Raw genomic sequence first — 24,858 nt, 5'->3', positions numbered from 1 at the left:
GTTATGCCGCCTCGAAGGCCGGGATTACATGTCGTACTTCTTCAACTCCAGACCGCGGGCCTGGTACTGGCGCCAACGCTCGCGCAGGGGCCCGCGCGCGGATTCGTCGGCCGGCACCACTTCCAGCACTCGGTCGAAACTGCCTTCCACCGGGTTGTCGCGCAGGTTGATCACCAGCGGGCGCACCGCGGTGTCCACCGACGGCGGCGCGATCAGCACCGGCGCCAGGTGGTCGCCGTCTTCCTCGTCACCCTCGTCGGCCACGCCGGCGATCTGGTGCGGCACGAAGGCGTCGTCGTCGAACGACCACAACAGGTCGTCCAGCTCCTCGGCTTGGGCGGCGTCGCGCGTGAGCACCAGCGTCCACAGTCCGGCGTCATGCGCCTTCTGCGCCAGCTTGCACACCAGCAGCAGCGGCTCCTCGCGGAACCGCGGCTTCTGGATCAGGTAGAACTCGGCGCTGGCCATGCGGGCGCGGGTCCGGAGGTCAGGGGGACGAGAGGACGGGTGATCAGGCAGCCGGCGCCGCGGCGCGGTCGAGCAGCCACTGGCTCAGCAGGCCGACCGGGCGGCCGGTGGCCATGCCCTTCTTGCCCTCGTCGCTGGCCGAGCCGGCGATGTCCAGGTGCGCCCAGCGCTGGCCCTCGGTGAAACGCGACAGGAAGCAGCCCGCGGTGATGGCGCCGGCCCAGCGGCCGCCGATGTTGTAGACGTCGGCGAAGGTCGAATCCAGCATGCCCTGGTACTCGTCCCACAGCGGCAGGCGCCAGGCGCGGTCGAAGACGTTCTCGCCGGCGGCCAGCAGCTCGCCCGCCAGGTCATCGTGCTTGCTCATCAGGCCCGAGGCGTACTTGCCCAGCGCGACCATGCACGCACCGGTCAGGGTGGCCACGTCCACCAGCGCGGCCGGCTCGAACCTCGAAGCCCAGGTCAGCGCGTCGCACAGGATCAGGCGGCCTTCGGCGTCGGTGTTGCCCACTTCAATGGTCTTGCCGGACATGCTGGTCAGCACGTCGGACGGGCGGTAGCTGTCGGCGTCGGGCATGTTCTCCACCGCCGGCACCACCACCACCAGGTTGATCGGCAGGTTCATGCCCACCGCAGAGACGAACGTGCCCATCACCGTGGCGGCGCCGCACATGTCGTACTTCATCTCCTCGATCCCGCCCTGGGTCTTGAGGTTGATGCCGCCGGTGTCGAAGGTGATGCCCTTGCCGACCAGCACGTAGGGCTTGGCGTCGCCGCCGTTGCGGTACTGCAGCGCAATGAGCTTGGGTGCGTTGGCCGAGCCGCGGCCCACGGCCAGCAGCGAACCCATGCCCAGTGCCTCCATCTGCGCCACGTCCAGCACCTCGCACGAGGTGGTCGCGAACTTGCCGGCGAAGGTCTGCGCCTGCTCGGCCAGGTAGCCCGGGTTGCAGATGTTGGGCGGCAGGTTGCCCAGCTCGCGGGCGAACTTCACGCCATTGGCGATTGCCTTGCCCTGCGCCAGTGCGGTCTCGTCGCTGCCGCTGATGGCCAGCGTGCGCAGGCCCGGCTCGACCTTCTTCTTCGCCTTCTCGCCGAGGGTCGCGGTGTAGCGGTAGCAGGCGTGGTCGGCGGCGATCACGGCCTGGCGGATGTTCCAGGCGGCGTCGCGGCCGGCCACCGGCACTTCGGCGATGGTGAACACCGCGTCGGCCGCCGGGCCGCTCTTCAGAGCGCGGGCAGCATCGCCGACGGCCTTGAGGTACTGCGGCACGCCGAACTTGCCCACGTCGCCCAGCCCGATCACCAGCACGCGCGGAGCGGTCACGCCCGGCAGGTCGTGCAGCAGGACGGTCTTGCCGGTCTTGCCGCTGACGTCGCCGCGCTCCAGCAGGGTGTGCAGGCGGCCGCCGCTGGCCGTGTCCAGCGCCTGGCCGGCCGGGGTCAGGGTGTTGTCCGCAAAGGCACCCACCACGAGGCAGTCGGTGGTGGTGGAGGCGGGCGCGTCGCGGTTCAGGTCGAATTCGAGGGTCATGCGGCAGTTTCCAGAAGGTGCAGAGGCCATACGGCCGTTTCAGGCGTCATTCCGTACAATCCGGCGGCGCGAACGGTCGTTTCAGGCCAGAATGTGCAGCGGGCGGGGCCCTCGCGGGCCCGGCATCGCCGGACGAACCCCCAAGTCTAAAGCACCGTGCCGGATTCCCGAAAAACGGACCGGGGCGCCGCCAACCCACCGAGGCCCGATGCCCAAGCTCGACCGCTACCTGTTCAGCGAACTCGCCCAGTCCACCTTCGCGGTGCTGGTGGTGCTGCTGATCGTCAGCATGGGCGCGGTACTGGCCGACGTGCTGCGCGACATCAGCAGTGGCCGGGTGCCGGCGGGGCTGCTGCTGGCGCAGATCGGGCTGCAGTTCCTCAACTACCTGCCGATCATCCTGCCGCTCGCACTGCTGCTGGGGGTGATGCTCGGCTTCGGGAGGCTGTACCGCGATTCCGAAATGCCGGTCATCACCGCGGCCGGGGTGGGCCCGCGCCGCCTGCTGCGGCCGGTCATGATGCTGGTGGGGCCGGTGGTGGCCGTGATCGCGTTGAGTTCGCTGTGGCTGGGGCCGACGGCCCATCGCATTTCCAAGCAGATGATCAGCGATGCCAATCGCAGTCTGCTGATCGCAGGGCTGGAACCGGGGCGGTTCACTGAACTGCCGGGCGGTGGCGTGGTGTACGTGGGGGGCATGTCGGGCGACGGCACCCGCTTCCAGCGCATTTTCATCCACCGCCAGACCGACGAGCGGATGGACATCACCACGTCCAACAGCGGACACCTGACCGTGCATCCGGATGGCGAGCGCTTCTTTACCCTGGAGGACGGTTTCCAGGTGGAGGGGCCGCGCCACGACGGGCTGGGCTATCGCCTGCTGCGCTACGCCAGCAATGATGTGCGCTTGCCGCCGGGAGTGGGCAAGTTCGATCCCAAGGACCCGGAAGTGATGTCGACGTGGGCGCTGCTGGCCGATGACCGCCCCGAAGCCAACGCCCAGGTGCACGCACGACTGGCGCCGCCGCTGCTGGCGCTCGCGTTCGCGCTGCTGGCGGTGCCGTTGTCGCGTTCATCGCCACGGCAGGCGCGCTATGGCCACCTGCTCATGGGGTTCCTCGGGTTCGTGGTGGCGACCAGCCTGATGCTGATGGCGCGCGGCTGGCTGGAGGACGGCAAACTGCCTGCGGCCGTGGGCATGTGGTGGCTGGTGCTGCCGCTGCTTCTGCTGGGCATGTGGATGTACGTTCGCGATGGCCACCCGGGCGGCCTGTGGGGGCGTCGCTGATGGCGGTTTTCGGGCGGGCCTTCCCCAAAATCCATGACCTCTACCTGGGGCGCGCGGTGCTGGGTTCGGTGCTGCTGACCTGGGCCGTGCTGCTCGGCCTGGACCTGATGCTGGGCCTGGTCAGCGAGGTCGGCGACATCGGCAAGGGCAACTACGACTTTCCCAAGGCAGTGGCCTACATGGCCTTCGGCACGCCGTGGCGCGCCTACAACCTGTTTCCCACGGCCGCGGTGATTGGTGCGCTGATGGCCCTGGGCCAGCTGGCCGCAAGCTCGGAATTGACCGCGTTGCGCGCGGTGGGCCTGTCACGCCGGCGATTGAGCCTGACCGTGGCCGGCGCGTTGGCGGTGCTGACCCTGGCGATGGTGGTGAATGGCGAGACGCTGGCGCCCTGGGGCCAACGGCAGGCCGCCGCGCTCAAGGCATCGGCCAAGTCCAATGACCTGATCGTGGCGCGTTACTCCGGCCTGTGGGCGCGCGAAGGCGCGGTCATCCTGAACGCCGGCGGCGGCGACGAGCGGGACAACGGCCAGGACCGCTGGCTGGAACTGCGCGACGTCAGCCTGTACGAGTTCGAACCCGATGGGCGGCTCAAGTCGATGGCCGTGGCCAAGGTCGCCGAGCACCGCCCCGGCGGCTGGCTGCTGCGCGACGTGACCCGCACCGCCTTCGGCGAACGCTCGGTGTCGCGTCAGCAGGTGGCCCAGGAGCGGTGGGAGTCGCGGTTGGATACCGCCGCGTTGACCGCTGGCATGGCCAAGCCGCGCTACATGCCGTCGCCCGAGGTGAAGGCGGTGATCGATTACCGGCAGCGCAACGGCCTGGATGCGGGTGATTTCGAAGAGGTGTACTGGGGTCGCTGGTTCTACGCGCTCAATGCGCTGGCACTGGTGCTGGCGGCGATCCCGTTCGCCTTCGGCAGCTTGCGCAGCGGCGGGCTGGGCAAGCGGTTGTTCATCGGCATCGTGTTCGCGCTGGCGTTCTGGCTGCTGCAGACGCAGTTTGTCCGGCTGGCCCAGGTCTACAAGTTCGACTTCCGCCTGGCTTACCTGTTGCCCACGCTGATCATGGTGATGGTGTCGATGGCGCTGTTCCATCGGCGTTCCGGCTGATGCCGGGGGGCGGATTCAAGCCTTGGGCCGTCGCCGCAGTCGGGTGCCGCTGGCACGGTCGTGCCAGGTGAGGCGATCGCGGTCGATCCACGCCCACCAGAACCCCAGGCCCGCGGCCAGTAGCGACACGGTGCCCACCGCATAGCGGATGCGCAGCGCGTGCAGCGTCGCGGGAGCCCCGTCCTCGCCTGATACCTGCAACCGCCACGGGCGCATGCCCAGCGTCTGGCCGCCGCGGTGCCAACTGGCGATGGCATAGGCGCCGGTGAGCAGCCAGCACGCCAGCCACAGCAACCACTGCAGCAGGCTGAAAGGCGCGATGTTCTCGCGCGCGCCGTGACCGGACAGCTGGTGGCCGGCGGTGAACAGCGCGCTGGCGACCATCCACAGCGCCAGCACCGGGAACAGGTCGTACAACAGGGCCAGCAGGCGCCAGCCAATGAGCGCGCGTGGGGTGTCGGAGGGCAATGTCATCACGAAAGGATAGTCGCTAAGCTGCCGGCATGACGTCGCGCACCCCTGCCGAACGCCGCCAACGGGTGATGGCATTGCCGCCCGTGCCGGACGCGGACCAGTCACTCATCAGCCGGTTCCTCGAAGCCTTGTGGGCCGAGAGCGGGCTGTCGCGGCTGACGCTGGACAGCTACCGCCGCGACCTCGAAGGACTGGCCCGTTGGCGCGAAGGGCGAGGCGGCGGCCTGGCCGGCGCCGATCGTGCCGCGCTGTTCGACTACCTGGCCTGGCGCACCCGCGAAGGCTATTCGCCGCGCAGCAACGCGCGACTTCTGTCGGCCCTGCGCGCGCTGTATGCATGGCTGCTGCGCCGTGGTGACCGCAGCGATGACCCGACTGGACTGCTGGAGCCGCCGCGGTTGCCCCGTTCCCTGCCCAAGGCGCTGGCCGAAAGCGAGATCGACGCGCTGCTGGCGGCACCGGACACGGGCATGGCCATCGGCCTGCGCGACCGCGCCATGCTGGAGCTGATGTACGCCGCCGGCCTGCGCGTGAGCGAACTGGTCAACCTGCCGGCCACCGCGGTCAACCTGCGCCAAGGCGCGCTGCGCGTCACTGGCAAGGGCAGCAAGGAGCGGCTGGTGCCGCTGGGCGAAGAGGCGCAGCACTGGCTGGAACGCTACCTGGCGCACGCGCGCCCGCAACTGGCCGGCCGCCGCGCGCTGGCACCGCTGTTCCTGGAGCCCAGTGGCGAGGCGCCCACGCGCCAGCAGTTCTGGCACCTGGTCAAGCGGCACGCGGCAGCGGCCGGGATCGAGCCGCGACGGATCAGCCCGCACGGCCTGCGGCATAGTTTCGCGACCCACCTGCTCAACCGCGGCGCCGACCTGCGTGCGCTGCAGATGCTGCTGGGCCACGCCTCCTTGTCCACCACGCAGATCTACACCCTGGTCGCGCGCGAACAGCTCAAGCAGTTGCACGCCCGTCACCATCCGCGGGGGTGAGGCGAGGGTGCCGTGCATCGCGGTTTCACCACCGTCGGGTCCCATCCCGGCCGGGTACGCCGTTGGTCGTGACACAATCCGCTGGAACCCCGGTCCTGCGCCGCGGTCCAATCCTTGAATCACCATGGAACACATCCCCTTCATGAAGCGCATCCTCATCGCCGCGCTCGGCGCGATCAGCCTTTCCGCCTGCGCCCAGCAGGCTCCGCAGTCCGCCCAGGCGCCCGGCGCCCAGGCCAGCAGCGCCAATCCGGCGGCCGTGACCGCGGCCAAGCCGGCGGCCGGCACGCCGGAAGCGCGCGCGGTGGACGCGATCCGCCAGCTGAGCCCGCAGGTCACCGTGGACAAGGTCTCGGCCGCGCCCCTGCCCGGTTTCCGCGAGGCGATCGTCGGTGGCCAGGTCGTGTACATCAGCGATGACGGCAAGTACCTGTTCCTGCCGGGGTCGGGCGGGGCGCTGTTCGATGTCGCGGCCAGGAAGAACCTCAGCGAGGCCACCCTCGCCGGCATGCGCGTGGACCTGCTCAAGACCATCCCGGCCAGCGAGCGCATCGTGTTCTCGCCGCCCAACCCCAAGCACACCGTCACGGTATTCACCGACGTGGAATGCGGTTACTGCCGCAAGATGCACAGCGAGATCGCCGAGTACAACCGCCAGGGCATCGCCGTCGAATACCTCGCGTTCCCGCGCATGGGCATCGGCAGCGAGGACCACAAGAAGATGGTGTCCGTCTGGTGCGCGGCGGACCGCAAGAAGGCCCTGACCGATGCCAAGACCGACAAGGCGGTCAAGATGGTCGACTGCAAGAACACGGTGAGCATGCAGTACGACGTGGGCCAGCGCGCCGGCCTGACCGGCACGCCGATGATCCTGACCCGCGATGGCACCCAGGTCGGTGGCTACGTGCCGCCTGCCCAGTTGCGTGCAACGCTGGACCGTCTGTCGGGTGAGGATGCCAAGCCGGCGGCAGCCCCCGCCAAGCCCGCCACTGGCGCCTGACCGGGCACCAGGAACCCTGCGGGCAGCCTGCGGGGGTGCTTCCGCAGACGAGCCTGTCACGCCAGGCCGCCCCTTCGGGTGGCGGCCTGGATTGGGGCTCCCCGATCATGTGCGGCATGGGGTCAGCCACGGCCCGTGGTGGTAGGGACCACGGGTCAACCGGCGGCTGGGCAACGCCGTCGTGAGGCCTCGGTTACAATGGCGGGCCCGACGTAGCACGGTTCCCCGGACATGATCGTCCTCGAGGGCGCACCCGCCCTGTCTTCGTTCCGCCGCGAACGCCTGCAAGCCCGCCTTCAAGCCATCCATGCCGACCTGCGCCTGCTGGGCGCGTGGTGGGTCTATTGGGTCGATGCCGACCCGGGCCAGACGCCGGATGGCGCGGCGCTCGACCGCATCCTGCAGGCCAGCGCTGCTGCCGCGCCGCGCGAGTCCGGAGCGGTCTCCCGCTACGTCACCCCGCGCCTGGGCACGCTGTCGCCGTGGGCGTCGAAGGCCACCGAGCTGCTGCGCGGCGCCGGGCAGCCGGTGCACCGCGTGGAGCGCGGCATCCGCTACGACCTGGCCGGCTGGCCGGCCGACGCCGCCACCCAGGCCGCGCTGGCCAAGGTGCTGCACGACCCGATGACCCAGTCGGTGCTGGACAGCCGCGAGGCCGGCGAAGGCCTGTTCGCGGTGCCGGCGCGCGGCGAGGTGGAGCGCATCCCGCTGGACCAGCTGGAAGCCGCCAACACCCGCCTGGGCCTGGCCCTGGCCGACGACGAGATCGCCTACCTGCGCGAGCGCTACACCGCGCTGGGCCGCAACCCGGCCGACGTCGAGCTGATGATGTTCGCGCAGGCCAACTCCGAGCACTGCCGGCACAAGATCTTCAACGCGTCGTGGACCATCGACGGCCGCGACATGACCGTGAACGGCGGACCGACCTCGCTGTTCAAGATGATCAAGAACACCCACGCCCACACCCCGGAGCACACGCTGTCGGCCTACGCCGACAACGCCGCGGTGGTGGAGGGCTACGCCAGCCGCCGCTTCCGCCCGGACCCGGCGACCGGCGCCTACCGCAGCGAGGCCGAGGTCGACTCGGCGTTCTGCATCAAGGTCGAGACCCACAACCACCCGACCGCGATCGCGCCGTTCCCCGGTGCGAGCACCGGCAACGGTGGCGAGATCCGCGACGAAGGCGCAACCGGCCGTGGCGGCAAGCCCAAGGCCGGCCTGACCGGCTTCAGCGTCTCGCACCTGCGCATCCCGGGCCTGCCGCAACCGTGGGAGCGCGAACGCGCGCTCAACCCGCGCATGGCGCCAGCGCTGGAGATCATGCTCGACGGCCCGATCGGCGGCGCGGCGTTCAACAACGAATTCGGCCGCCCCAACCTGACCGGCTATTTCCGCAGCTTCGAATTGGACGAAGGCGCCCATGCGCGCGCCTACGACAAGCCGATCATGCTCGCCGGCGGCCTCGGTGCCATCGACCGCGTGCAGGTGACCAAGCTTGGCCTCAAGCCCGGTGATGCGGTCGTGGTGCTCGGCGGCCCGGCGATGCTGATCGGCCTGGGCGGCGGTGCCGCCAGCTCCGTGGCCTCCGGCGAAAGCGCCGAGGACCTGGACTTCGCCAGCGTGCAGCGCGACAACCCGGAGATGGAGCGCCGCTGCCAGGAGGTCCTCGACCGCTGCGTGGCGATGGGCGCCGACAACCCGATCGCCACCGCGCATGACGTCGGCGCAGGCGGCCTGTCCAACGCCATCCCCGAGCTGCTGCACGACTCCGACCTCGGTGGCGTGATCGACCTGGGCAAGGTGCCGAAGGACGATCCTTCGCTGTCGCCGATGCAGCTGTGGTGCAACGAGTCGCAGGAGCGTTACGTGCTCGGCGTGCCGGTGGACCGCATCGAAGAATTCACCGCCATCTGCGAGCGCGAGCGCTGCCCGTTCGCCGTCGTGGGCCACGCCACCACCGAAGAACACCTGGTGGTCGGCTACGGTGCCACCGTCGCCAACGCACGCGAGCCCGGCCGCGACTGGCCGATCGACATTCCGATGGACGTGCTGTTCGGCAAGCCGCCGAAGATGCACCGCGACACCGCGCACCCGGCCGACGCGCCGTGGCCGGCGCTGCAGTGGGCCGGCCTGGACCTGCGCGATGCCGCGCTGCGCGTGCTGGCGCACCCGACCGTCGCCTCCAAGAGCTTCCTGGTCACCATCGGTGACCGCAGCGTCGGCGGCCTGACCGCGCGCGACCAGATGGTCGGCCCGTGGCAGATGCCGGTGGCCGACTGCGCCATCACCTTCACCGGGTTCGAAGGCTTCGTCGGCGAGGCGATGGCCATCGGCGAGCGCACCCCGCTGGCGCTGCTCGACGCCGCCGCCGCCGCGCGCATGGCCGTGGGCGAGGCGATCACCAACCTGTGCGCCGCGCCGGTGGAGTCGCTCAACCGCATCAAGCTGTCCGCCAACTGGATGGCCGCTGCCGGCCACCCGGGCGAGGACGCGCTGCTGTTCGACGCCGTCAAGGCGGTGGGCATGGAGCTGTGCCCCGAGCTGGAGCTGAGCATCCCGGTGGGCAAGGACTCGCTGTCGATGCAGGCGCAGTGGCACGCCGACGGCGCGGCCCACAAGTCGGTGTCGCCGGTGTCGCTGATCGTCAGCGCGTTCGCGCCGGTGGTCGACGTGCGCCAGCAGCTGACTCCGCTGCTCTCGCGCGAGGACGAGTCCGAGTTGTGGCTGATCGGCCTGGGCGCCGGCAAGCAGCGCCTCGGCGGCTCGGTGCTGGCGCAGTGCCATCCCGACGCGGCCGATGGTAACGGCGCACTGCCCGCCTTCGCTGGACAGGGCGAAGAACGCGGCGACCTGGGCGTGCCGGATCTGGACGACCCGCAGCGCCTGCGCGACTTCTTCGAACTGATCCGCGAGGCGCGCGAGGCCGGCCTGCTGCTTGCCTATCACGATCGCTCCGACGGTGGCGCCTTTGCCGCGCTGGCGGAAATGGCGTTCTGCTCGCGCCGCGGCCTCGACATCGGCCTCGATGGCTGGGGCGAGGATCCGTTCCGCACCCTGTTCAACGAAGAGCTCGGCGCGGTGGTGCAGATCGCCGACGAGGACCGCGCCGCGTTTGCCGACCTGGTCGCGCGCCACGGCCTGATCGACTGCGCACAGCGCATCGCCAAGCCGACCAGCGCGCCGGTGGTGCGCGTGGTGCAGGACGGCGGCACGCTGGCCGAATGGCGCTGGGACGAGCTGTTCGATGCCTGGTGGGCCACCAGCCACGCGCTGCAGAAGCTGCGCGACAATCCCGAATGTGCCGACGAGGAACGGGCCATCGCGCGTGAGTTCAACGCGCCGGGGCTGAAGCCGAAGCTGGGTTTCGACCCGCAGGAGGACATCGCCGCGCCGTTCATCAACACCGGCCTGAAGCCCAAGGTCGCGATCCTGCGCGAGCAGGGCGTCAACAGCCAGATCGAGATGGGCTCGGCGTTCGACCGCACCGGTTTCGAGGCCTTCGACGTGCACATGAGCGACCTGATCAGCGGTCGCGTGCAGCTGGACGGCTTCACCGGCTTCGCCGCGTGCGGTGGCTTCAGCTACGGCGACGTGCTGGGCGCGGGCCGCGGCTGGGCGACCAGCATCCTCGAGCGCAGCGCGCTGCGTGACGCCTTCGCCGCGTTCTTCGCCCGCACCGACACCTTCGCGCTGGGCGTGTGCAACGGCTGCCAGATGCTGAGCCAGCTCAAGCCGATCATTCCCGGCGCCGAGCACTGGCCGGTGTTCCTGCGCAACCGCAGCGAGCAGTTCGAAGGCCGCCTGTCGCTGGTCGAGGTGGTGGAGTCGCCGTCGCTGTTCCTGCGCGGCATGGGCGGCTCGCGCCTGCCGATCGTGGTTTCACATGGCGAGGGCCGCGCCGAGTTCGACAACGGCATCGACCGCACTGCCGCCAACGTGTCGCTGCGCTACATCGACGGTAATGGCGCGGTCGCGACGCAGTACCCGCTCAACCCGAACGGGTCCGCTGATGCCATCGCCGGCCTGTCGACCCCCGACGGCCGCGTCACGATCATGATGCCGCACCCGGAACGCACCCCGCGCAGCGCCAACCTGAGCTGGGCGCCCAGGGACTGGGGCGACGATTCGCCGTGGCTGCGGATGTTCCGCAACGCGCGCGTGCACGTGGGCTGAGGGGACGCGCACCGCCCCCGGCTCGTGCGCGCGGCCGGGGGCTTTCGTGGCGCCCATGTTGCGGAGGGGCGAACCGAGTCGCCACTCCTTTGGCCGCTCATCCGTGGCACTCGCGTCACCTGCTAAAGTCAGGCCCCACGGTTTGCCGGAGGCGGTGTGAACGCGGTGGTCACGGAAACAGGAAGTATCCAGCCCGCTGAAGGCGGCGTGGAGACGCGCATTGTCGAGGCGTTGCTGGCCAAGGGGCGGCTGAAAGAGGCCGATCTCGGGCGTGCGCGACGCCTTCAGGAAGAGGCCGGGGGCCAACTGCTGGCGCTGCTCGCCCGACTGGGCCTGGTCTCGGAGCGGGACCACGCCGAGACCGTGGCCGAGGTCCTGGCCCTGCCGCTGGTCAGCGCCAAGGACCTGCCCGAGCTGCCGCCCGAGGGCAGCGCGCTCACCATCAAGTTCATGAAGCAGTTCCATGTCTGCCCGGTGGCCGAGACCGAGACCACCGTCGACGTGCTGGTCGCTGACCCGCAGGACACCTACATCCTCGATGCCGTGCGTCTGGCCACCGGTCGCGAGGTTCGCCCGCAGGTGGCGCTACGCTCGGAAATCGACGATCTGGTCGAGCGCTGGCACGGCCAGGGCCGCAGCGCGATGGGTGCGATCATCGAGACCGCCGAAGGCGAGGGTGGTGGCGACCTGGAAGACGTGGAGCACCTGCGTGACCTCGCCTCCGAGGCGCCGGTCATCCGCCTGGTCAACCTCATCATCCAGCGCGCGGTGGAACTGCGCGCCTCCGACATCCACATCGAGCCGTTCGAGAACCGGTTGAAGGTGCGCTACCGCGTGGATGGTGTGCTGATCGACGGCGAAAGCCCGCCGGTCAACCTCACCGCCGCGGTGATCAGCCGCATCAAGATCATGGCCAAGCTCAACATCGCCGAGCGCCGCCTGCCGCAGGACGGCCGGATCATGCTGCGCGTGCAGGGCAAGGAGCTGGACCTGCGCGTGAGCACCGTGCCCACCGCGCACGGCGAGAGCGTGGTGATGCGCCTGCTCGACCGCGAGACGGTGGTGTTCGACTTCAAGCGGCTGGGCTTCACCGACCACTTCCTGCCGCAGTTCCAGAAGGTGCTGGAGCAGCCGCACGGCATCCTGCTGGTCACCGGTCCCACCGGCTCGGGCAAGACCACCACGCTGTACACCGCGCTGAGCAAGCTCAACACCCCCGACGTGAAGATCATCACCGTCGAGGACCCGATCGAATACCAGATCGAAGGCATCAACCAGATCCAGGCCAAGCCGCAGATCGGGCTGGACTTCGCCCATGCGCTGCGCAGCATTGTCCGCCAGGATCCCGACATCATCATGATCGGCGAAATGCGCGACCTGGAGACCTGTCGCATCGCGATCCAGTCCGCGCTCACCGGCCACCTGGTGTTGAGCACGCTGCATACCAACAACGCCGCCGGCGGCATCACCCGCCTGCTGGACATGGGCGTGGAGGACTACCTGCTGACCTCCACCATCAACGGCATCCTCGCCCAGCGGCTGGTGCGCCGGTTGGAGCCGACGCATGCGGAGAAGTATCCGGCGTCGCCAGAGGAAATCGAGAAATTCAGCCTGCGCCGTTACCAGCCCGAGGGCGAGATCTTCCTCTACCACCCGCGCGCTTCGGCGCTGGCGCCGACCGGTTACCTCGGCCGCACCACCATCATGGAATTCCTGGTGATGAACGACGAACTGCGCCGCGCGGTGATGCGCCACGCCGGCATGGGCGAGGTCGAGCAGATCGCGCGGCAGGCCGGCATGCGCACCATGTACGAGGATGGCATCGCCAAGGCGCTGGCCGGGCAGACCACCATCGAGGAAGTGCTGCGCGTCACCGAGGACGCCTGAGCCCATGCCGCTGTTCCGCTACAAGGCGTTGAACGCGCGCGGCGAGATGCTCGACGGGCAGATGGAAGCCGCGAGCGACGCCGAGGTGGTGCTGCGCCTGCAGGAGCAGGGCCATCTGCCGGTGGAGGCGCGACTGGCCAGCGAAGGCGGTGGCGCGCCGTTCTGGGCCGGGTTGTTCAAGCCCAGGGCGTTCGCGGGTGCGCGGCTGGTGCAGTTCACCCAGCAGTTGGCCACGCTGCTAGGTGCCGGCCAGCCGCTGGACCGCGCGCTGTCGATCCTGCTGGAGTTGCCCGAGGACGAGGCGGCCAGGCGCACCATTGCCGACGTGCGCGACGCGGTGCGCGGTGGCACCTCTTTGTCCACCGCGCTGGAGCGCCAGCACGGCACCTTTTCGCGACTCTACGTGAACATGGTCCGTGCCGGCGAGGCCGGCGGCAGCCTGCACGAGACGCTGGCGCGGCTGGCCGACTACCTGGAGCGCAGCCGCGCGCTGCAGGGGCGGGTGGTCAATGCGTTGATCTATCCGGCCATCCTGCTGGTGATGGTGGGCCTGAGCCTGCTGTTCCTGCTGGGTTACGTGGTGCCGCAGTTCGCGCAGATGTACGAAAGCCTGGATGCCGAGTTGCCGCTGTTCACCAAGATCGTGCTCGGTATCGGGCTGTTCGTGCGCGACTGGTGGATCGTGCTGGTCGCCGTGCCGGCGCTGGCGTTGTGGTGGTTTGATCGCAAGCGACGCGATCCGGCCTTCCGCGAGGCGCTGGATGCCTGGCTGCTGCGCCGCCGGTTCGCCGGCGCGCTGGTGGCCAAGGTCGAGACCGCGCGGCTGGCGCGCACCCTGGGCACCCTGCTGCGCAACGGCGTGCCGCTGATGGCGGCGCTGGGCATTGGCCGCAACGTCTTGGGCAACCGCGTGTTGGCCGCCGACGTCGGAGCCGCCGCCGAAGAGGTGAAGAACGGCATCGCCCTGTCCACCGCGCTGGGCAAGGGCAAACGCTTCCCGCGGCTGGCCCTGCAGATGGTGCAGGTGGGCGAGGAATCCGGCGCGCTGGACACGATGCTGGTCAAGACCGCCGAGACCTTCGAACAGGAAACCGCACTGGCATTGGACCGCATGCTGGCGGCGCTGGTGCCGGTGGTGACGGTCGTGCTGGCCGGCGTGGTGGCGCTGGTCGTGCTGGCCGTGCTCACCCCGCTGTACGACCTCACCAATGCGATCGGCTGAATCAACGCCGACTCGCCGGTGGGGAGCAGGCATGCGATGCTCGTTGACACTGGAATCACCCCGTTACGGATGGATGCAATGCGAATCAACCACACCCTGACCCGATCGCCGGCCGCCGGCACGCAACGCGGCATGAGCCTGATCGAGATCATCATCGTGATTGTGCTGATCGGCGCCGTGCTGACCTTCGTCGGCAGCCGCGTGCTGGGCGGTGCTGACCGCGCCAAGGCCAACCTGGCCAAGTCGCAGGTGGCGACGCTGGCGCAGAAGGTCGAGTCGTTCCAGATGGACACCGGCCGGCTGCCGAATGCACTGGAGGAACTGGTCACCCAGCCGGGGGATGCCAGCGGCTGGCTGGGCCCGTACGCCAAGCCCGCCGAGCTCAAGGATCCGTGGGGCCATGCCATCGACTACCGCACGCCTGGTGAAGGCCGTGACTTCGACCTGGTGATCCTGGGCAAGGACGGCAAGCCAGGCGGCAGCAGCTACGACACCGACATCAAGTACGAGTGACGGGGCACCACGCCCACGCGTGGACCGCGCGGCAGGAGCCAACGCAGGAGCGGGACCGAGCGGATGAAGCGCGCGCAGACAGGCGTGTCATTGCTGGAGATGCTGCTGGTGATCGCGCTGATTGCCGGCATTTCCGTGCTGGCCGCGGCCACGTTGGGCGGCGGCTGGCGCGGCATGCAGTTGCGCTCCAGTGCCAAGCAGATCGCCGCGCAGTTGCGCTATACCCGCACCCTGGCGTTGTCCACCGGGCAACCGCAGCGCTTCGTGATCGACCCGCAGGGTCACCGCTGGCAGGCGCCCAACAACCGTAGCGGCGAGATTCCGGCCGCTTTGGGCGTGCGTTTCATCGGCGCCCGTGAAGTCCAGCCCACCCAAGGCGAGGGTGCCATCCAGTTCTTCAACGATGGCGCGGCCACTGGCGGGCGCATCGAGCTCAGTGACGAGCGCGCCGCGTGGCGCATCGACGTGGCGTGGATGACCGGCGAGGTGCGCCTGAAGCGCGTGGAGGCGGCGCCGTGAGCCGTGACCAGTACCACCGCCACCTCCTCATGCCAGCCGGCCGCCCGCACGCACTGCCTCGCCGCTACGGCATGCCGCAGCGCGGTTACACCCTCATCGAGGTCATCGTTGCCTTCGCCCTGCTGGCGCTCGGCCTGACCTTGCTGCTGGGCACGCTGTCCGGCGCCACACGCCAGGTGCGCATCGCCGCCGACGGCGGGCGGGCCGCGTTGCACGCCCGATCGCTGCTGGATGAAGTGGACATGGAAGCCCCGTTGCGGCCGCAGCAGCGCGAGGGTGAGTTCGAGGACGGTGCCTACCGCTGGCGGCTCGACGTGCAGTCTTGGCGCGACACATCGCGGGACGCGACGCCGGTGCCCGTTCCCCAGCAGGCTCCGCGGTTGCTGGAAGTGCTGCTGGAAGTGGAATGGGGCGACGGGCGATCGGGCCAGCGGCTGGTCGTGCGCAGCCTGCGCCTGGTCGCCGATACCGGCGAGGGTGTGCCATGAAAATGCATGGCTTCGACCCCGCCATCACGCATGGCGCCCGGACGTTCAGCCGGTGTGGCGGCGGTGCCGCCAGAACGGCCGGCTTCACCCTGATCGAGGTGCTGCTGGCCACCGCGCTGCTGGCCACGGCCCTGGCGCTGGCCTTCGCCACGCTCAGCGCCGCGACCCGCACCGCGGGGCGGGGCGAGGCCCTGGCGCAACGCAGCGAACGCGAACGCGCGGTGGCCGGCTTCCTGCGCAAGCGGCTGGCGGCGGCGCGCCCCGTGGCGTTCGGCATGGACGAGGAAACCGGCGAATCGGCCCGTTTCAGCGGAGAGCCCGACCGGCTGCGCTTCGTCGCCGACCTGCCCGATTATCTTGGACGTGGCGGGCCTTACCTGCACGAACTGGCCGTGGCCGACGCCGAAGGCCAGACCGCGCTGACCCTGGACCTGCAACTGGTGCTGGCCGGGCAGGCGATCGCGGAGGATCCGCCGCGCCCGCCCGAGGTGCTGGTCGAAGGCCTGCGCGAGGCCACCTTCCGCTACCGTGGCCTGGGCGCGGAAGGTGGCCTCGGGGAATGGCAGGAGCGTTGGACGTCCGTAGCCCAGTTGCCCCTGCTGGTGGAGGTGTCGCTGACCGATGCCGATGGCCGCAAATGGGCGCCGCTGGTGGTCGCGCTGCCCATGGCCAGCAACGTCGCGTCGCCGGCCGTCGGCGAGTCCGAGATGGTGACCCGATGAAGGCCTGTCCTCCGCGTCACGCGGGCCCGGCGCGCGGCGCCGCGTTGCTGCTGGTGCTGTGGTTGCTGCTGCTGCTGGCCGGCCTGATCGGCGGCTTCGCGCTGTCGGCCCGCGTGGAGTCGATGCAGGGCCAGGCGCTGGTGCGCGGCGTGGCCGCCAACGCCATCGCGCGCGCGGGGCTGGAATACGCGCTCACCCGCGTCGACGACACTGATCCCCGTCGGCGCTGGACGCCGGATGGCCGACCCTTCGAGTGGGCCTATGGCGGCGCAACGCTCACGGTGAAGCTGGTGGACGAGAACAGCAAGATCGACCTCAACCAGTCCGACCTCAACCTGTTGGCCGGCCTGTTCAGCGCCGCGGGTGAACCTGCGGATCGGTCGATGCAGCTGGCGGCGGCGGTGCTCGACTGGCGCGATCCCGACCAGCTGACCCAGCCTGGTGGGGGCGCAGAGGACCCGGAATACGCCGCCGCGGGCCTGCCTTACGGCGCCAAGGACGCCGAACTGGAAAGCGTCGCCGAACTGGAGCAGGTGCTGGGCATGACCCCGGCGCTGTACGCCAAGATCGAGCCCTACCTCACCGTGCACAGTGGCCGCGCCGCCCCGGATCCCGCATTCGCCCCGGCATTGGTGCTGGACGCGATGGGGCAGGACGGCAGCGCCGTGATCGCCGCCCGTGGCGCATCGGCTGCACGCACGGATGCCGCCACGGAGGGCGGGGCTGTCGTGGCCGCCGGGAGTGGCACGTATAGTATTGAGAGCCGCGCGCGGCTGGTCGATGGCCGCGAGTCGGTGTTGCGGGCCGTTGTTCGCGTAGGAGCCAATGCGGTGCCAGGCATGGCCTACACCGCGTTGCGTTGGGAGGAAGGAGCTTCATCGCGATGAATCGGTTGCGTGACCGACTGGGACATGCCGGAACGCTGGTGCCTGCGGGGGCCGGTGGCTTCCTGGCTTGGTGGAAGGAGGCGCTGGTTGCGTGGCTGCCGCCCGGCTGGCGGCGCGTGCTTGGGTTGGGCGCGGGACGGTTGCTGATGCAGCCTGGTGACGACGATGTGCTGCTGCGCCTGCAGCAGGGCACCGACCTGCGCGACCTGGCTCGGTTGCCCGCGATCTCCGACGACCAGGGCACCGGCCCGCGGTCCGCCGCAGCGGCGGGTGACCCATTGGCCCAGGTGCTCTCCTCGCATGCCGCCGAACTGCCGCGCGCCCTGTTGCTGCCCACGGCCGTGGCGCTGCGCCGCGAACTCACTCTTCCCGCCGCCGCAGCCGAACGCCTGCGCGATGTGGTTGGCTTCGAGATCGACCGCCAGACCCCGTTCAGCGCCGACGCCGTGGTGTTCGATGTGCGGGTCGTGGGTCGCCGGGCGACCCAGCTGGATGCCGAACTGGTGGCCGTGCCCCGCCAGGCCATGGAGGCCCAGTTGACGCGGTTGGGCCCGATTGCCGGCACGCTGGCTGGCGTGGACGTGGCCGGTGCCGACGGGGCGCCGCTGGGCGTGAACCTGCTTCCGCCGGAACGGCGCCACCGCCGCCCCGATCCCTGGCAGGCATGGAACTGGGCGCTGCTGGCCGTCGCCATCGTCGGCCTGGGATTGTCACTGTGGCTGGTGCTGGGCAACCGCACGCAGGCGGCCGAAGCATTGGAACGGCGGCTGGAGCGCGATGCGGCGCCGGCCCGCCGGGCCGCCGCACAGCGCCAGCAGCTGGTGTCGCTGATCGAAGGCCAGGCCTTCCTCGACAACGCGCGCCGCGAACGCCCCGCGGCGGTCGAGGTGATCGATGAGCTGGCGCGCCGGCTGCCCGATGGCACGTACCTTGAAAAGCTGGCGATCGAAGGAGAGCGCCTGACCCTGATCGGTCTCAGCAACGAAGCCCCCGCGCTGATCGGGCGTCTGCAGGGCTCGCCGTTGTGGCGCTCGCCGGCGCTGACCGGTGCCCTGCAGCCGGACCCCTCGTCCGGGCGTGACCGATTCACCCTCAGCGCGGAAATCGGACCGGTCGCGCCAGCCACCAAGGAGGCCCCGCGTGGCAATGCCGGTACCAACCGCTGAACGCGACCGCTGGCTGGCTCTTGGCCTGCTGCTGGCGGTACTGCTGGTGGCTTATGCCCTGCTGGTACACCCATGGTGGACGGCGCCGATGCTGCAGCTCAACGAGCGGATCATCGCCCTGCGCGAACGGGAGCAGCGCATCCAGGCCGAACTCGGGCAGGCGCCCGAAGTGGCGCGGCGCCTGGCGGAAGTCACCCGTCGCCAGGCGGCCACCCCGGGTTTCCTGCCGGAAGGCAACGCCGAGTTGGCGACCGCCGGTTTGATCCAGCGACTGGAGCGCGTGGTGGCGGAGGCCAGCCCGGGCAACCGCAGCTGCGCGATCACCAACCGCTCGCCACTGGCCGGGCAGCCCAAGCGCGAGCGTTTCGACCGCGTGGTGGTGCAGGTGCGCCTGCGTTGCGGCAACCCGGAGTTGGCGCAGGTCCTGCATTCGCTGGAGAGCGGCGCGCCGCGGCTGTTCGTGGACAACCTCAACATCCTGGCCCAGCGCATGTATTTCGCTCCCGGCGCACGCAATCCGGGCGATGGCGGCCTGGACGTGGCGTTCGACCTGTACGGCTACCTGTCGCCTTCCGCGGAGGCCGCCCGTGCGCGTTGAAACCGCCCGTCCGTTGACCTGGTTGCTGGCCGGCGCCGCAGGCTGGGGCCTGCTGGCGGTGACCCTGGCCCTGGCGGGGATGGGGCGGCGCCTGCCGGCATTGGCGGACGCGGCTGCCATCGCCAAGCCGCTGCCGCCGCTGCGCAACCCCGTGCCCGGACGCATTGGCGCGCTCACCCGGTATGACGAGATCGCGCAACGCCCGCTGTTCGCGACCGACCGCCGGCCCAAGCCGTTCTACCTGCAGGGGCAGGGCGACCCGAATGCCGCCAGTGCCTTCGACTACGTGCTGACCAGCGTGCTGATCACCCCGCGCCTGCAACTGGCGATCCTGCAGCCGCCCGACGGCAGCCAGTCCCTGCGTGTCAAGCTGGGCGACGCGCCGGAGCCCCAGCCGGCATGGCGACTGGTTTCGCTCAATCCGCGCAGCGCAGTGTTCGAAGGGCCCGAGGGCCAGAAGACGCTGGAACTGCGCGTGTTCGATGGCACGGGCGGGCCAAAGCCCACCGCCGGTGGCGCAGCCGCCATCACGCCGCAGGCACCGTCCGCCACGCCATCCCCGTCAGGGGCCGACTCGAACGAGCGACCGGGACCGCAAGGGCCCGCAGTGGTCGATTCGAGCCCCGCCACGCCGTCCCCGGGCGCGCGACCCGCGACGTCCGCGCCAGGCACCACCACCGCACCCGTTACCCCGGAGGCCCAGATGGAGGCCATCCGCAAACGCATCCAGGCCCGTCGTGAACAGTTGCGTCGCGAAGCCAACCAGCAGCCGCCGGCCAAGTAACCTTCAAGAGTGCATGTCATGACTTCTTCCCATCCATTGCGCGCGAGTACCGGCCCGTCTGCGACCGCCGCCATTCCTTCGATGGCATCACCGCTCACGCGCGCCTTGTGGCTCGGCTGCAGCATGGCCTTCGCCACCTCCTGTGCCAGCGTGCCGCAGGCCGACGTGCGCCGCGACGCCGATCCGGCCTCGTTGCAGCGCACCGCGGGTATCGCCGCCACGTCCACCCAAGCGGTGGGGGGCGCGGTCACGCGCCAGCCGCTCGCGGCCAGCGATGCCGAGCCCAAGCCGCAGATCCGCCGCGGCACCGGCGAGGTCATCAACCGTCGCGCCGCGTCCGCGCCACCACCCAGTTTCGGCGGCAGCGGCGGGCAGGCCACGTTCAACTTCGAGGGCGAGTCACTGCATGCGGTGGTCAAGGCCATCCTCGGCGACATGCTGGGACAGAACTACGTCATCGCCCCGGGCGTGCAGGGCACGGTGACGCTGGCGACTCCCAAGCCGGTCAGTCCGGCCGATGCGATGAACCTGCTGGAGATGGTGCTGGGCTGGAACAACGCGCGCCTGGTCTACAGCGGCGGCCGCTACAACGTCGTGGCTGCCGACCAGGCGTTGGCCGGCAACGTCGCCGCGCGCGCTGGCTCGGCGGCGACCGCGCGCGGCTTCGAGGTGCGCACCGTGCCGTTGCGCTACGTGTCCGCCAGCGAGATGGAGAAGATCCTCAAGCCGTACGCGCGACCCAATGCGGTGGTGGGCGTGGACGGCGCGCGCAACGTGATCACGGTGGGCGGCAGCCGCGCCGAACTGGAGAACTACCTGCGCACGATCGAGGTGTTCGACGTGGACTGGCTGTCGGGCATGTCGGTGGGGGTGTTTCCGCTGAAGTCGGGCAAGGCCACCAAAGTGGTGTCCGACCTGGAAAAGGTGTTCGGCGAGCAGAGCAAGACCCCGGTGGCGGGCATGTTCCGCTTCCTGCCGCTGGAGGGTGCCAACGCGGTGCTGGTGATCACCCCGCAGGCCGCGTACCTGGACGACATCCGCAGCTGGCTGGAGCGTATCGATGGCGCCGGTGGCGAGTCGCAGTTGTTCACCTACGAGTTGAAGTACATCAAGGCCAAGGACCTGGCCGACCGGTTGGCCGAGGTGTTCGGCGGCAGCGGCAGCGGCGGCTCGGCCAGTGATGGCGCGCCGTCGCTCATGCCGGGCCTGGAGTCGGTGGAGCTCAAGGACGGCGGCAACGGCAGCGTTGCGCAGATGACCGGCGAAGGCGGCAGCACCAACAGCGGCGGCCTCGGAGAAGGCATGGCGCTGAGCCCGCGCAGTGGCGGCGGCAACGGAGCGGTGACGCTGGACGTGGAGGGCAGCCGCGTGGGCGTGTCGGCGGTGGAGGAGACCAACTCGCTGCTGGTCCGCGCCAACCCGGCGGCGTGGCGCTCCATCCTGGAAGTCATCGAACGCCTGGACGTGATACCGATGCAGGTGCACATCGAGGCGCAGGTGGTGGAGGTCTCGCTGACCGGCGACCTGAGCTACGGCGTCAACTGGTATTTCGAGAACGCGGTCAATGCCTCGGTCGAGAACGGCGGTGCAGGCCTGGCCAGCGCGCTGGGCCGGCAGATCTGGGGCGATGTCTCCGGGGTGGTGGGTTCGACCGGGCTGGGCTGGACCTTCCTGGGCAAGAACGCCGCAGCCGTGATCACCGCCCTGGACGAAGTCACGGACCTGAAGCTGTTGCAGACCCCCTCGGTGGTGGTCCGCAACAACGCCGAGGCCATGCTCAACGTCGGCACGCGCATCCCCATCGAGTCGGTCACCGTCAACCCCGGTACCAGCGTCAACACCTCCTATGGCCAGGTGCAGTACCTGGATACCGGCGTGATCCTCAAGGTGCGGCCGCGGGTGAGCAAGGACGGGATGGTGTTCCTGGACCTGGTGCAGGAAGTCAGCTCGCCGGGCCCGCTGCCGTCGCGCTGCAACCGCGTGGATTTCGAGGGCACCTGCAATCCGCCGGTCAACACCCGCAAACTCAAGACCGAAGCCGCCGTGCAGAGCGGCGACACGGTCATGCTGGCCGGTCTGATCAGCGATGGCATGAGCAAGGGCTCGTCGGGCGTGCCGGGCCTGAGCCGCATCCCGCTGATCGGCGGCTTGTTCGGCACGCGTTCCACCAACACCACGCGCAGCGAAGTGGTGGTGCTGCTGACCCCGTCCATCATCCGCAACCCGCAGGAAGCGCGTGACCTTACCGACGAGTACGGCCAGCGCTTCCGTGCGCTGAAGCCGTTGCCGGCCAAGCGGGCGTACTGATGGCCGAAGCGGGGCGTGCGCATGGGTGATGCGAAGGGCCAGTTGCCCATCGTGGTCCTGCCGGTGGGTACCGACGACGAAGCCCTCGACGCTTGCCTCGCCGCGCTGGACGCCAGCACGCCGGCGGGCACGCGCGTGTGGCTGGCCGACGATGCTTGCGCCGGCCCGCGCGGCTACGCCGTCATCGAACGCTGGATGGCGCGCACGCGGTTGAAGGCCGACTACACCCGTCGCCAGCGTGGCGTGGGTGAAAGCGCCCATCTGGGCCAGGTGCTGGCCGCCTGTGATGGCATGGACGTGGCGGTGCTGGCACCCGATGCGGTGCCGCTTCCGGGCTGGCTGGAACGGATGGCCAGTTGCCTGCACGCCGATGGCGCGATCGCCACCGTCACCCCGTGGTCGAACGCTGGCGAAACGGCGGCTTGGCCGCGTATCGGCGAGATCGGGCCCATGCCGGCCGAACCCCGGCGCCTGTCGCACGCTGCCGCGCACATGCCGGCGCTGATGCCCGAACTGCCCACCGCCGTCGGCCACGCAGTGCTGTTGCGCGGCGTGGCGCGCGCCGGAGGGCTGGATGTGGACAGCTACGGCTCATGGTATGCCGCCTTGATCGACCTGTGCCTGCGCCTGGCGGGCCTGGGCTGGCGCAACGTGCTTTGCGACTCCGCGTTCGTGGCGCGCCCCGGCGAGGGCATGCCTGCGGAAGGGGACATGGATCGCCTGGCGGTCCGCTGGCCCGACTGGCATTCGCGCCTCGCGCAGTTCCTCATGCACGACCCGCTCCACGGGGAGCGACAGCAGCTGGCCCGGCTGCTGGCCACGCTGGGGCCGCCGGAGTTGCAGGGCGATCTGTTTGTATCGTCGGCCCAGGCCGTGGCGCCCGGGGCCGAGACGCCCGTTACCGACATCTTCGAAGTCGCCACGTCCGAATCTGCCACCCACGTCGATCCGGTCCCGGATCGTGGCGTGAATGCGGTGGCGGCGGACAGTGCTCACGCGGTCGCGACGGGCGGCCAGGATTCGCCGGAATGAGCCTTGCCCCAGAGGGCGCAGGCGTCGGCGCCGTGGTCGTGACCTACCAGAGCGCCAGCACCATCGACGACTGCCTGGCGCGCCTGCGGCAGGCCGAGGGCATCACGGCCATCCGCGTGGTCGACAACCAGTCGGCGGACGACACGCTGGAGGTCGTGCAACGCCACGCACTGGCCGATCCGCGCGTGCGCTTCATCGCCAACCCTGATAACCCCGGATTCTCCGTGGCCTGCAACCAGGGCGCGCGCGACCTGGACACGCCGTGGCTGGTGTTCGTCAATCCCGACTGCCTGGTCGAGCGTGATTCCGTGCGCCGGATGCTCGCGCTGGCACCCACGACGCCGCCGACGCTGGTCGGTGCGGACCTGGTGGATGAGGCGGGGCGCCGCGACCCGGCGGCGCGCCGCCGCGATCCCGACTTCGCCGGAATGCTGCAGGGGGTCATGCGCAACCCCACCGGCAAGGCGATGCTGGCGGTGGCCATCGATGACGCGCAGCCGCTGCAACCGGTCGATGCGGTTTCGGGCGCGCTGATGCTGGTGCCACGCGAGCTGTACGAACGCGTCGGCGGTTTCGACGAGGGCTACCGCCTGCATGCCGAGGACCTGGACCTGTGTCGGCGCGTGCGCGCGGCAGGTGGCGCGGTGGCGGTGGCCAATGCCGTGCGCGTGCTGCACGTGCGCGGCGTCTCCAGCCGCTCCCGCCCCGTGTTCGTGGAGTGGCACAAGCACCGCGGCCTTTGGCGCTACTTCCGCAAGTTCGAGGCGCCGCGGCGCGGCACCCTGGTGGGTGCGGCGGTGTTTCTCGCCATCTGGTTGCGGTTCCCGCTTTCGGTGCTCCGCGCCGCGCTGAAACGCTGAGCGCAGCGCGGACCAATCACGCACCTCAGCGGTGCTGGTTGATCTCGTCGCGCAACGCCTTGGCCGCCGCCGCCGCCGCTTCGGCGTAGTCCTCACCGCGCGAGGCATACAGCACCGCGCGCGAACTGCTGATCATCAGCCCGGTGCCATCGGCGGTGCGTGCGTTGCGCACCACTGCGCCGGCATCACCACCCTGCGCGCCCACGCCCGGTACCAGGAACGGCACGTCGCCGACAATCGCGCGCACTTCGCGCAGCTGCTCCGGCCATGTCGCGCCGACCACCAGCGCACAGTTGCCGTTGCCGTTCCATTCGCGCGCCACTTTCCCGGCCACGTGCTGGTACAGCGGACGGCCATCGACCAGCAGGTCCTGCAGGTCGCCGGCACCGGGGTTGGAGGTGCGGCACAGGACCACCACGCCGCGGTCGGCGCGGTCCAGGAACGGCTGCATCGAGTCGCGGCCCAGGTACGGGTTGGCGGTGACCGCATCGGCGGCATAGCGGTCGAAGGCTTCGGTGGCGTAATGCTGCGCGGTGCTGCCGATGTCGCCGCGCTTGCTGTCCAGGATCACCGGGATGCCAGGGTGGCGCGCGTGGATGTGCGCGATCACGCGCTGCAGCGCGCCCTCCTCGCCCAGCGCGGCGAAGTGCGCGATCTGCGGCTTGAACGCGCAGGCGAACTCGGCGGTGGCATCGACGATGTCGGTGCAGAAGTGCAGCACCGCGTCCGGGTCGCCCGCGAACTTCGCCGGGAACTTCGCCGGTTCCGGGTCCAGGCCGACGCAGACCAGCGAGTCGGCCTGTTGCCAGCGGTTGCGCAGTTGCTGCATGAAATCCATCGT

General features: G+C 70.0%; 21 protein-coding genes and 1 pseudogene. 18 read left to right on the top strand and 4 right to left on the bottom strand.

The genetic code is table 11. The features are described 5' to 3' along the window. Window positions 1-24 precede the first annotated feature (24 nt). Together IP93_RS01105 and IP93_RS01100 are read right to left on the bottom strand one after the other, a co-directional pair. Complete coding sequence (locus tag IP93_RS01105) at window positions 25-468, bottom strand: DNA polymerase III subunit chi (protein ID WP_144811131.1); 444 nt, start codon at window positions 466-468, stop codon at window positions 25-27. A 43-nt stretch (window positions 469-511) separates the two neighbouring features. Next, window positions 512-2,002 (bottom strand): leucyl aminopeptidase, encoded by a 1,491-nt coding sequence (locus IP93_RS01100; RefSeq protein WP_144811129.1) that lies wholly within the window; start codon window positions 2,000-2,002, stop codon window positions 512-514. Between the two features lie 208 nt (window positions 2,003-2,210). Here IP93_RS01100 and lptF point away from each other — a divergent pair, with 208 nt between their 5' ends. Next, the gene (gene lptF / locus IP93_RS01095) at window positions 2,211-3,290 is read left to right on the top strand and encodes an LPS export ABC transporter permease LptF (RefSeq protein ID WP_144811128.1); all 1,080 of its coding nucleotides are present in this window, start codon (window positions 2,211-2,213) and stop codon (window positions 3,288-3,290) included. Further along, window positions 3,239-4,402 carry an LPS export ABC transporter permease LptG gene (lptG, locus tag IP93_RS01090; RefSeq protein WP_425480006.1) on the top strand — a complete coding sequence of 388 codons (1,164 nt, stop codon included), beginning with the start codon at window positions 3,239-3,241 and terminating at the stop codon, window positions 4,400-4,402. The genes lptF and lptG overlap by 52 nt, the downstream gene beginning before the upstream one ends. Before the next feature lie 15 nt (window positions 4,403-4,417). Here lptG and IP93_RS01085 read toward each other — a convergent pair whose 3' ends face one another. Continuing rightward, window positions 4,418-4,876, bottom strand: a complete 459-nt coding sequence (locus tag IP93_RS01085) for an RDD family protein (protein WP_144811125.1) — start codon at window positions 4,874-4,876, stop codon at window positions 4,418-4,420. 29 nt (window positions 4,877-4,905) lie between these two features. On the opposite strand from IP93_RS01085, the gene xerD reads away from it, so the two are divergent. The 16 genes and pseudogenes from xerD to IP93_RS01005 all read left to right on the top strand — a co-directional run bounded on the left by xerD (window position 4,906) and on the right by IP93_RS01005 (window position 24,017). Then, entirely contained in the window at window positions 4,906-5,859 is a 954-nt protein-coding gene (xerD, locus tag IP93_RS01080; protein ID WP_144811123.1) for a site-specific tyrosine recombinase XerD, read from the top strand. 142 nt (window positions 5,860-6,001) lie between these two features. Further along, window positions 6,002-6,859 carry a thioredoxin fold domain-containing protein gene (locus IP93_RS01075; RefSeq protein ID WP_144811121.1) on the top strand — a complete coding sequence of 286 codons (858 nt, stop codon included), beginning with the start codon at window positions 6,002-6,004 and terminating at the stop codon, window positions 6,857-6,859. Between the two features lie 231 nt (window positions 6,860-7,090). Beyond that, window positions 7,091-11,032, top strand: coding sequence for a phosphoribosylformylglycinamidine synthase (gene purL / locus IP93_RS01070; protein ID WP_144811119.1), 3,942 nt, complete (start codon window positions 7,091-7,093; stop codon window positions 11,030-11,032). Window positions 11,033-11,218: 186 nt separating this feature from the next. Next, the gene (gene gspE / locus IP93_RS01065) at window positions 11,219-12,919 is read left to right on the top strand and encodes a type II secretion system ATPase GspE (RefSeq protein WP_199747051.1); all 1,701 of its coding nucleotides are present in this window, start codon (window positions 11,219-11,221) and stop codon (window positions 12,917-12,919) included. 4 nt (window positions 12,920-12,923) lie between these two features. After that, window positions 12,924-14,141, top strand: a complete 1,218-nt coding sequence (gene xpsF, locus IP93_RS01060; RefSeq protein ID WP_144811118.1) for a type II secretion system protein XpsF — start codon at window positions 12,924-12,926, stop codon at window positions 14,139-14,141. A 78-nt stretch (window positions 14,142-14,219) separates the two neighbouring features. After that, window positions 14,220-14,654 carry a type II secretion system major pseudopilin GspG gene (gene gspG, locus IP93_RS01055; protein WP_144811116.1) on the top strand — a complete coding sequence of 145 codons (435 nt, stop codon included), beginning with the start codon at window positions 14,220-14,222 and terminating at the stop codon, window positions 14,652-14,654. 63 nt (window positions 14,655-14,717) lie between these two features. Continuing rightward, the gene (gene xpsH / locus IP93_RS01050) at window positions 14,718-15,173 is read left to right on the top strand and encodes a type II secretion system protein XpsH (protein WP_144811114.1); all 456 of its coding nucleotides are present in this window, start codon (window positions 14,718-14,720) and stop codon (window positions 15,171-15,173) included. Window positions 15,174-15,244: 71 nt separating this feature from the next. Then, window positions 15,245-15,661: a type II secretion system protein XpsI gene (gene xpsI / locus IP93_RS01045; protein ID WP_144811503.1), complete on the top strand. Its 417-nt coding sequence runs from the start codon at window positions 15,245-15,247 to the stop codon at window positions 15,659-15,661. Window positions 15,662-15,663: 2 nt separating this feature from the next. After that, window positions 15,664-16,383, top strand: a complete 720-nt coding sequence (locus tag IP93_RS01040; RefSeq protein WP_144811501.1) for a prepilin-type N-terminal cleavage/methylation domain-containing protein — start codon at window positions 15,664-15,666, stop codon at window positions 16,381-16,383. Further along, window positions 16,380-17,270: a type II secretion system minor pseudopilin gene (locus tag IP93_RS01035; RefSeq protein WP_144811113.1), complete on the top strand. Its 891-nt coding sequence runs from the start codon at window positions 16,380-16,382 to the stop codon at window positions 17,268-17,270. The genes IP93_RS01040 and IP93_RS01035 overlap by 4 nt, the downstream gene beginning before the upstream one ends. Next, window positions 17,267-18,436, top strand: coding sequence for a PilN domain-containing protein (locus IP93_RS01030; RefSeq protein ID WP_144811111.1), 1,170 nt, complete (start codon window positions 17,267-17,269; stop codon window positions 18,434-18,436). Before IP93_RS01035 ends, IP93_RS01030 begins: the two co-directional genes overlap by 4 nt. Next, complete coding sequence (gene gspM, locus IP93_RS01025) at window positions 18,417-19,034, top strand: type II secretion system protein GspM (protein ID WP_144811109.1); 618 nt, start codon at window positions 18,417-18,419, stop codon at window positions 19,032-19,034. The genes IP93_RS01030 and gspM overlap by 20 nt, the downstream gene beginning before the upstream one ends. Then, on the top strand, window positions 19,024-19,818 hold the full coding sequence (locus IP93_RS01020; protein WP_144811108.1) for a general secretion pathway protein GspN: 795 nt from the start codon (window positions 19,024-19,026) through the stop codon (window positions 19,816-19,818). Before gspM ends, IP93_RS01020 begins: the two co-directional genes overlap by 11 nt. Before the next feature lie 81 nt (window positions 19,819-19,899). After that, window positions 19,900-22,125, top strand: coding sequence for a type II secretion system secretin GspD (gene gspD / locus IP93_RS01015; protein WP_144811106.1), 2,226 nt, complete (start codon window positions 19,900-19,902; stop codon window positions 22,123-22,125). A 21-nt stretch (window positions 22,126-22,146) separates the two neighbouring features. Further along, window positions 22,147-22,980, top strand: a pseudogene (locus tag IP93_RS01010) (glycosyltransferase family 2 protein); the annotation flags it as partial. A 173-nt stretch (window positions 22,981-23,153) separates the two neighbouring features. Continuing rightward, complete coding sequence (locus IP93_RS01005) at window positions 23,154-24,017, top strand: glycosyltransferase family 2 protein (protein WP_144811103.1); 864 nt, start codon at window positions 23,154-23,156, stop codon at window positions 24,015-24,017. Between the two features lie 25 nt (window positions 24,018-24,042). Here the strand turns inward: IP93_RS01005 and pyrF are convergent, their stop codons facing one another. Then, window positions 24,043-24,855 (bottom strand): orotidine-5'-phosphate decarboxylase, encoded by an 813-nt coding sequence (gene pyrF, locus IP93_RS01000; protein ID WP_144811101.1) that lies wholly within the window; start codon window positions 24,853-24,855, stop codon window positions 24,043-24,045. Window positions 24,856-24,858 lie beyond the last annotated feature (3 nt).

The organism is Aerolutibacter ruishenii, assembly GCF_007830115.1.
GTDB lineage: Bacteria > Pseudomonadota > Gammaproteobacteria > Xanthomonadales > Xanthomonadaceae > Aerolutibacter > Aerolutibacter ruishenii.
This window is presented reverse-complemented; position numbering and strand designations above follow the sequence as displayed.

Bases quoted from the DNA above. Each gene is read 5' to 3' on its own strand.
- IP93_RS01085 (WP_144811125.1), bottom strand. From the start codon at position 4,876: ATGACATTGCCCTCCGACACCCCACGCGCGCTCATTGGCTGGCGCCTG.
- gspD (WP_144811106.1), top strand. From the start codon at position 19,900: ATGGCATCACCGCTCACGCGCGCCTTGTGGCTCGGCTGCAGCATGGCC.
- IP93_RS01105 (WP_144811131.1), bottom strand. From the start codon at position 468: ATGGCCAGCGCCGAGTTCTACCTGATCCAGAAGCCGCGGTTCCGCGAG.
- IP93_RS01005 (WP_144811103.1), top strand. From the start codon at position 23,154: ATGAGCCTTGCCCCAGAGGGCGCAGGCGTCGGCGCCGTGGTCGTGACC.
- IP93_RS01030 (WP_144811111.1), top strand. From the start codon at position 17,267: ATGAATCGGTTGCGTGACCGACTGGGACATGCCGGAACGCTGGTGCCT.
- gspM (WP_144811109.1), top strand. From the start codon at position 18,417: ATGCCGGTACCAACCGCTGAACGCGACCGCTGGCTGGCTCTTGGCCTG.
- xpsF (WP_144811118.1), top strand. From the start codon at position 12,924: ATGCCGCTGTTCCGCTACAAGGCGTTGAACGCGCGCGGCGAGATGCTC.
- gspG (WP_144811116.1), top strand. From the start codon at position 14,220: ATGCGAATCAACCACACCCTGACCCGATCGCCGGCCGCCGGCACGCAA.
- IP93_RS01100 (WP_144811129.1), bottom strand. From the start codon at position 2,002: ATGACCCTCGAATTCGACCTGAACCGCGACGCGCCCGCCTCCACCACC.
- IP93_RS01075 (WP_144811121.1), top strand. From the start codon at position 6,002: ATGAAGCGCATCCTCATCGCCGCGCTCGGCGCGATCAGCCTTTCCGCC.
- xerD (WP_144811123.1), top strand. From the start codon at position 4,906: ATGACGTCGCGCACCCCTGCCGAACGCCGCCAACGGGTGATGGCATTG.
- IP93_RS01040 (WP_144811501.1), top strand. From the start codon at position 15,664: ATGCATGGCTTCGACCCCGCCATCACGCATGGCGCCCGGACGTTCAGC.
- purL (WP_144811119.1), top strand. From the start codon at position 7,091: ATGATCGTCCTCGAGGGCGCACCCGCCCTGTCTTCGTTCCGCCGCGAA.
- xpsI (WP_144811503.1), top strand. From the start codon at position 15,245: ATGCCGCAGCGCGGTTACACCCTCATCGAGGTCATCGTTGCCTTCGCC.
- xpsH (WP_144811114.1), top strand. From the start codon at position 14,718: ATGAAGCGCGCGCAGACAGGCGTGTCATTGCTGGAGATGCTGCTGGTG.
- lptF (WP_144811128.1), top strand. From the start codon at position 2,211: ATGCCCAAGCTCGACCGCTACCTGTTCAGCGAACTCGCCCAGTCCACC.
- pyrF (WP_144811101.1), bottom strand. From the start codon at position 24,855: ATGGATTTCATGCAGCAACTGCGCAACCGCTGGCAACAGGCCGACTCG.
- IP93_RS01035 (WP_144811113.1), top strand. From the start codon at position 16,380: ATGAAGGCCTGTCCTCCGCGTCACGCGGGCCCGGCGCGCGGCGCCGCG.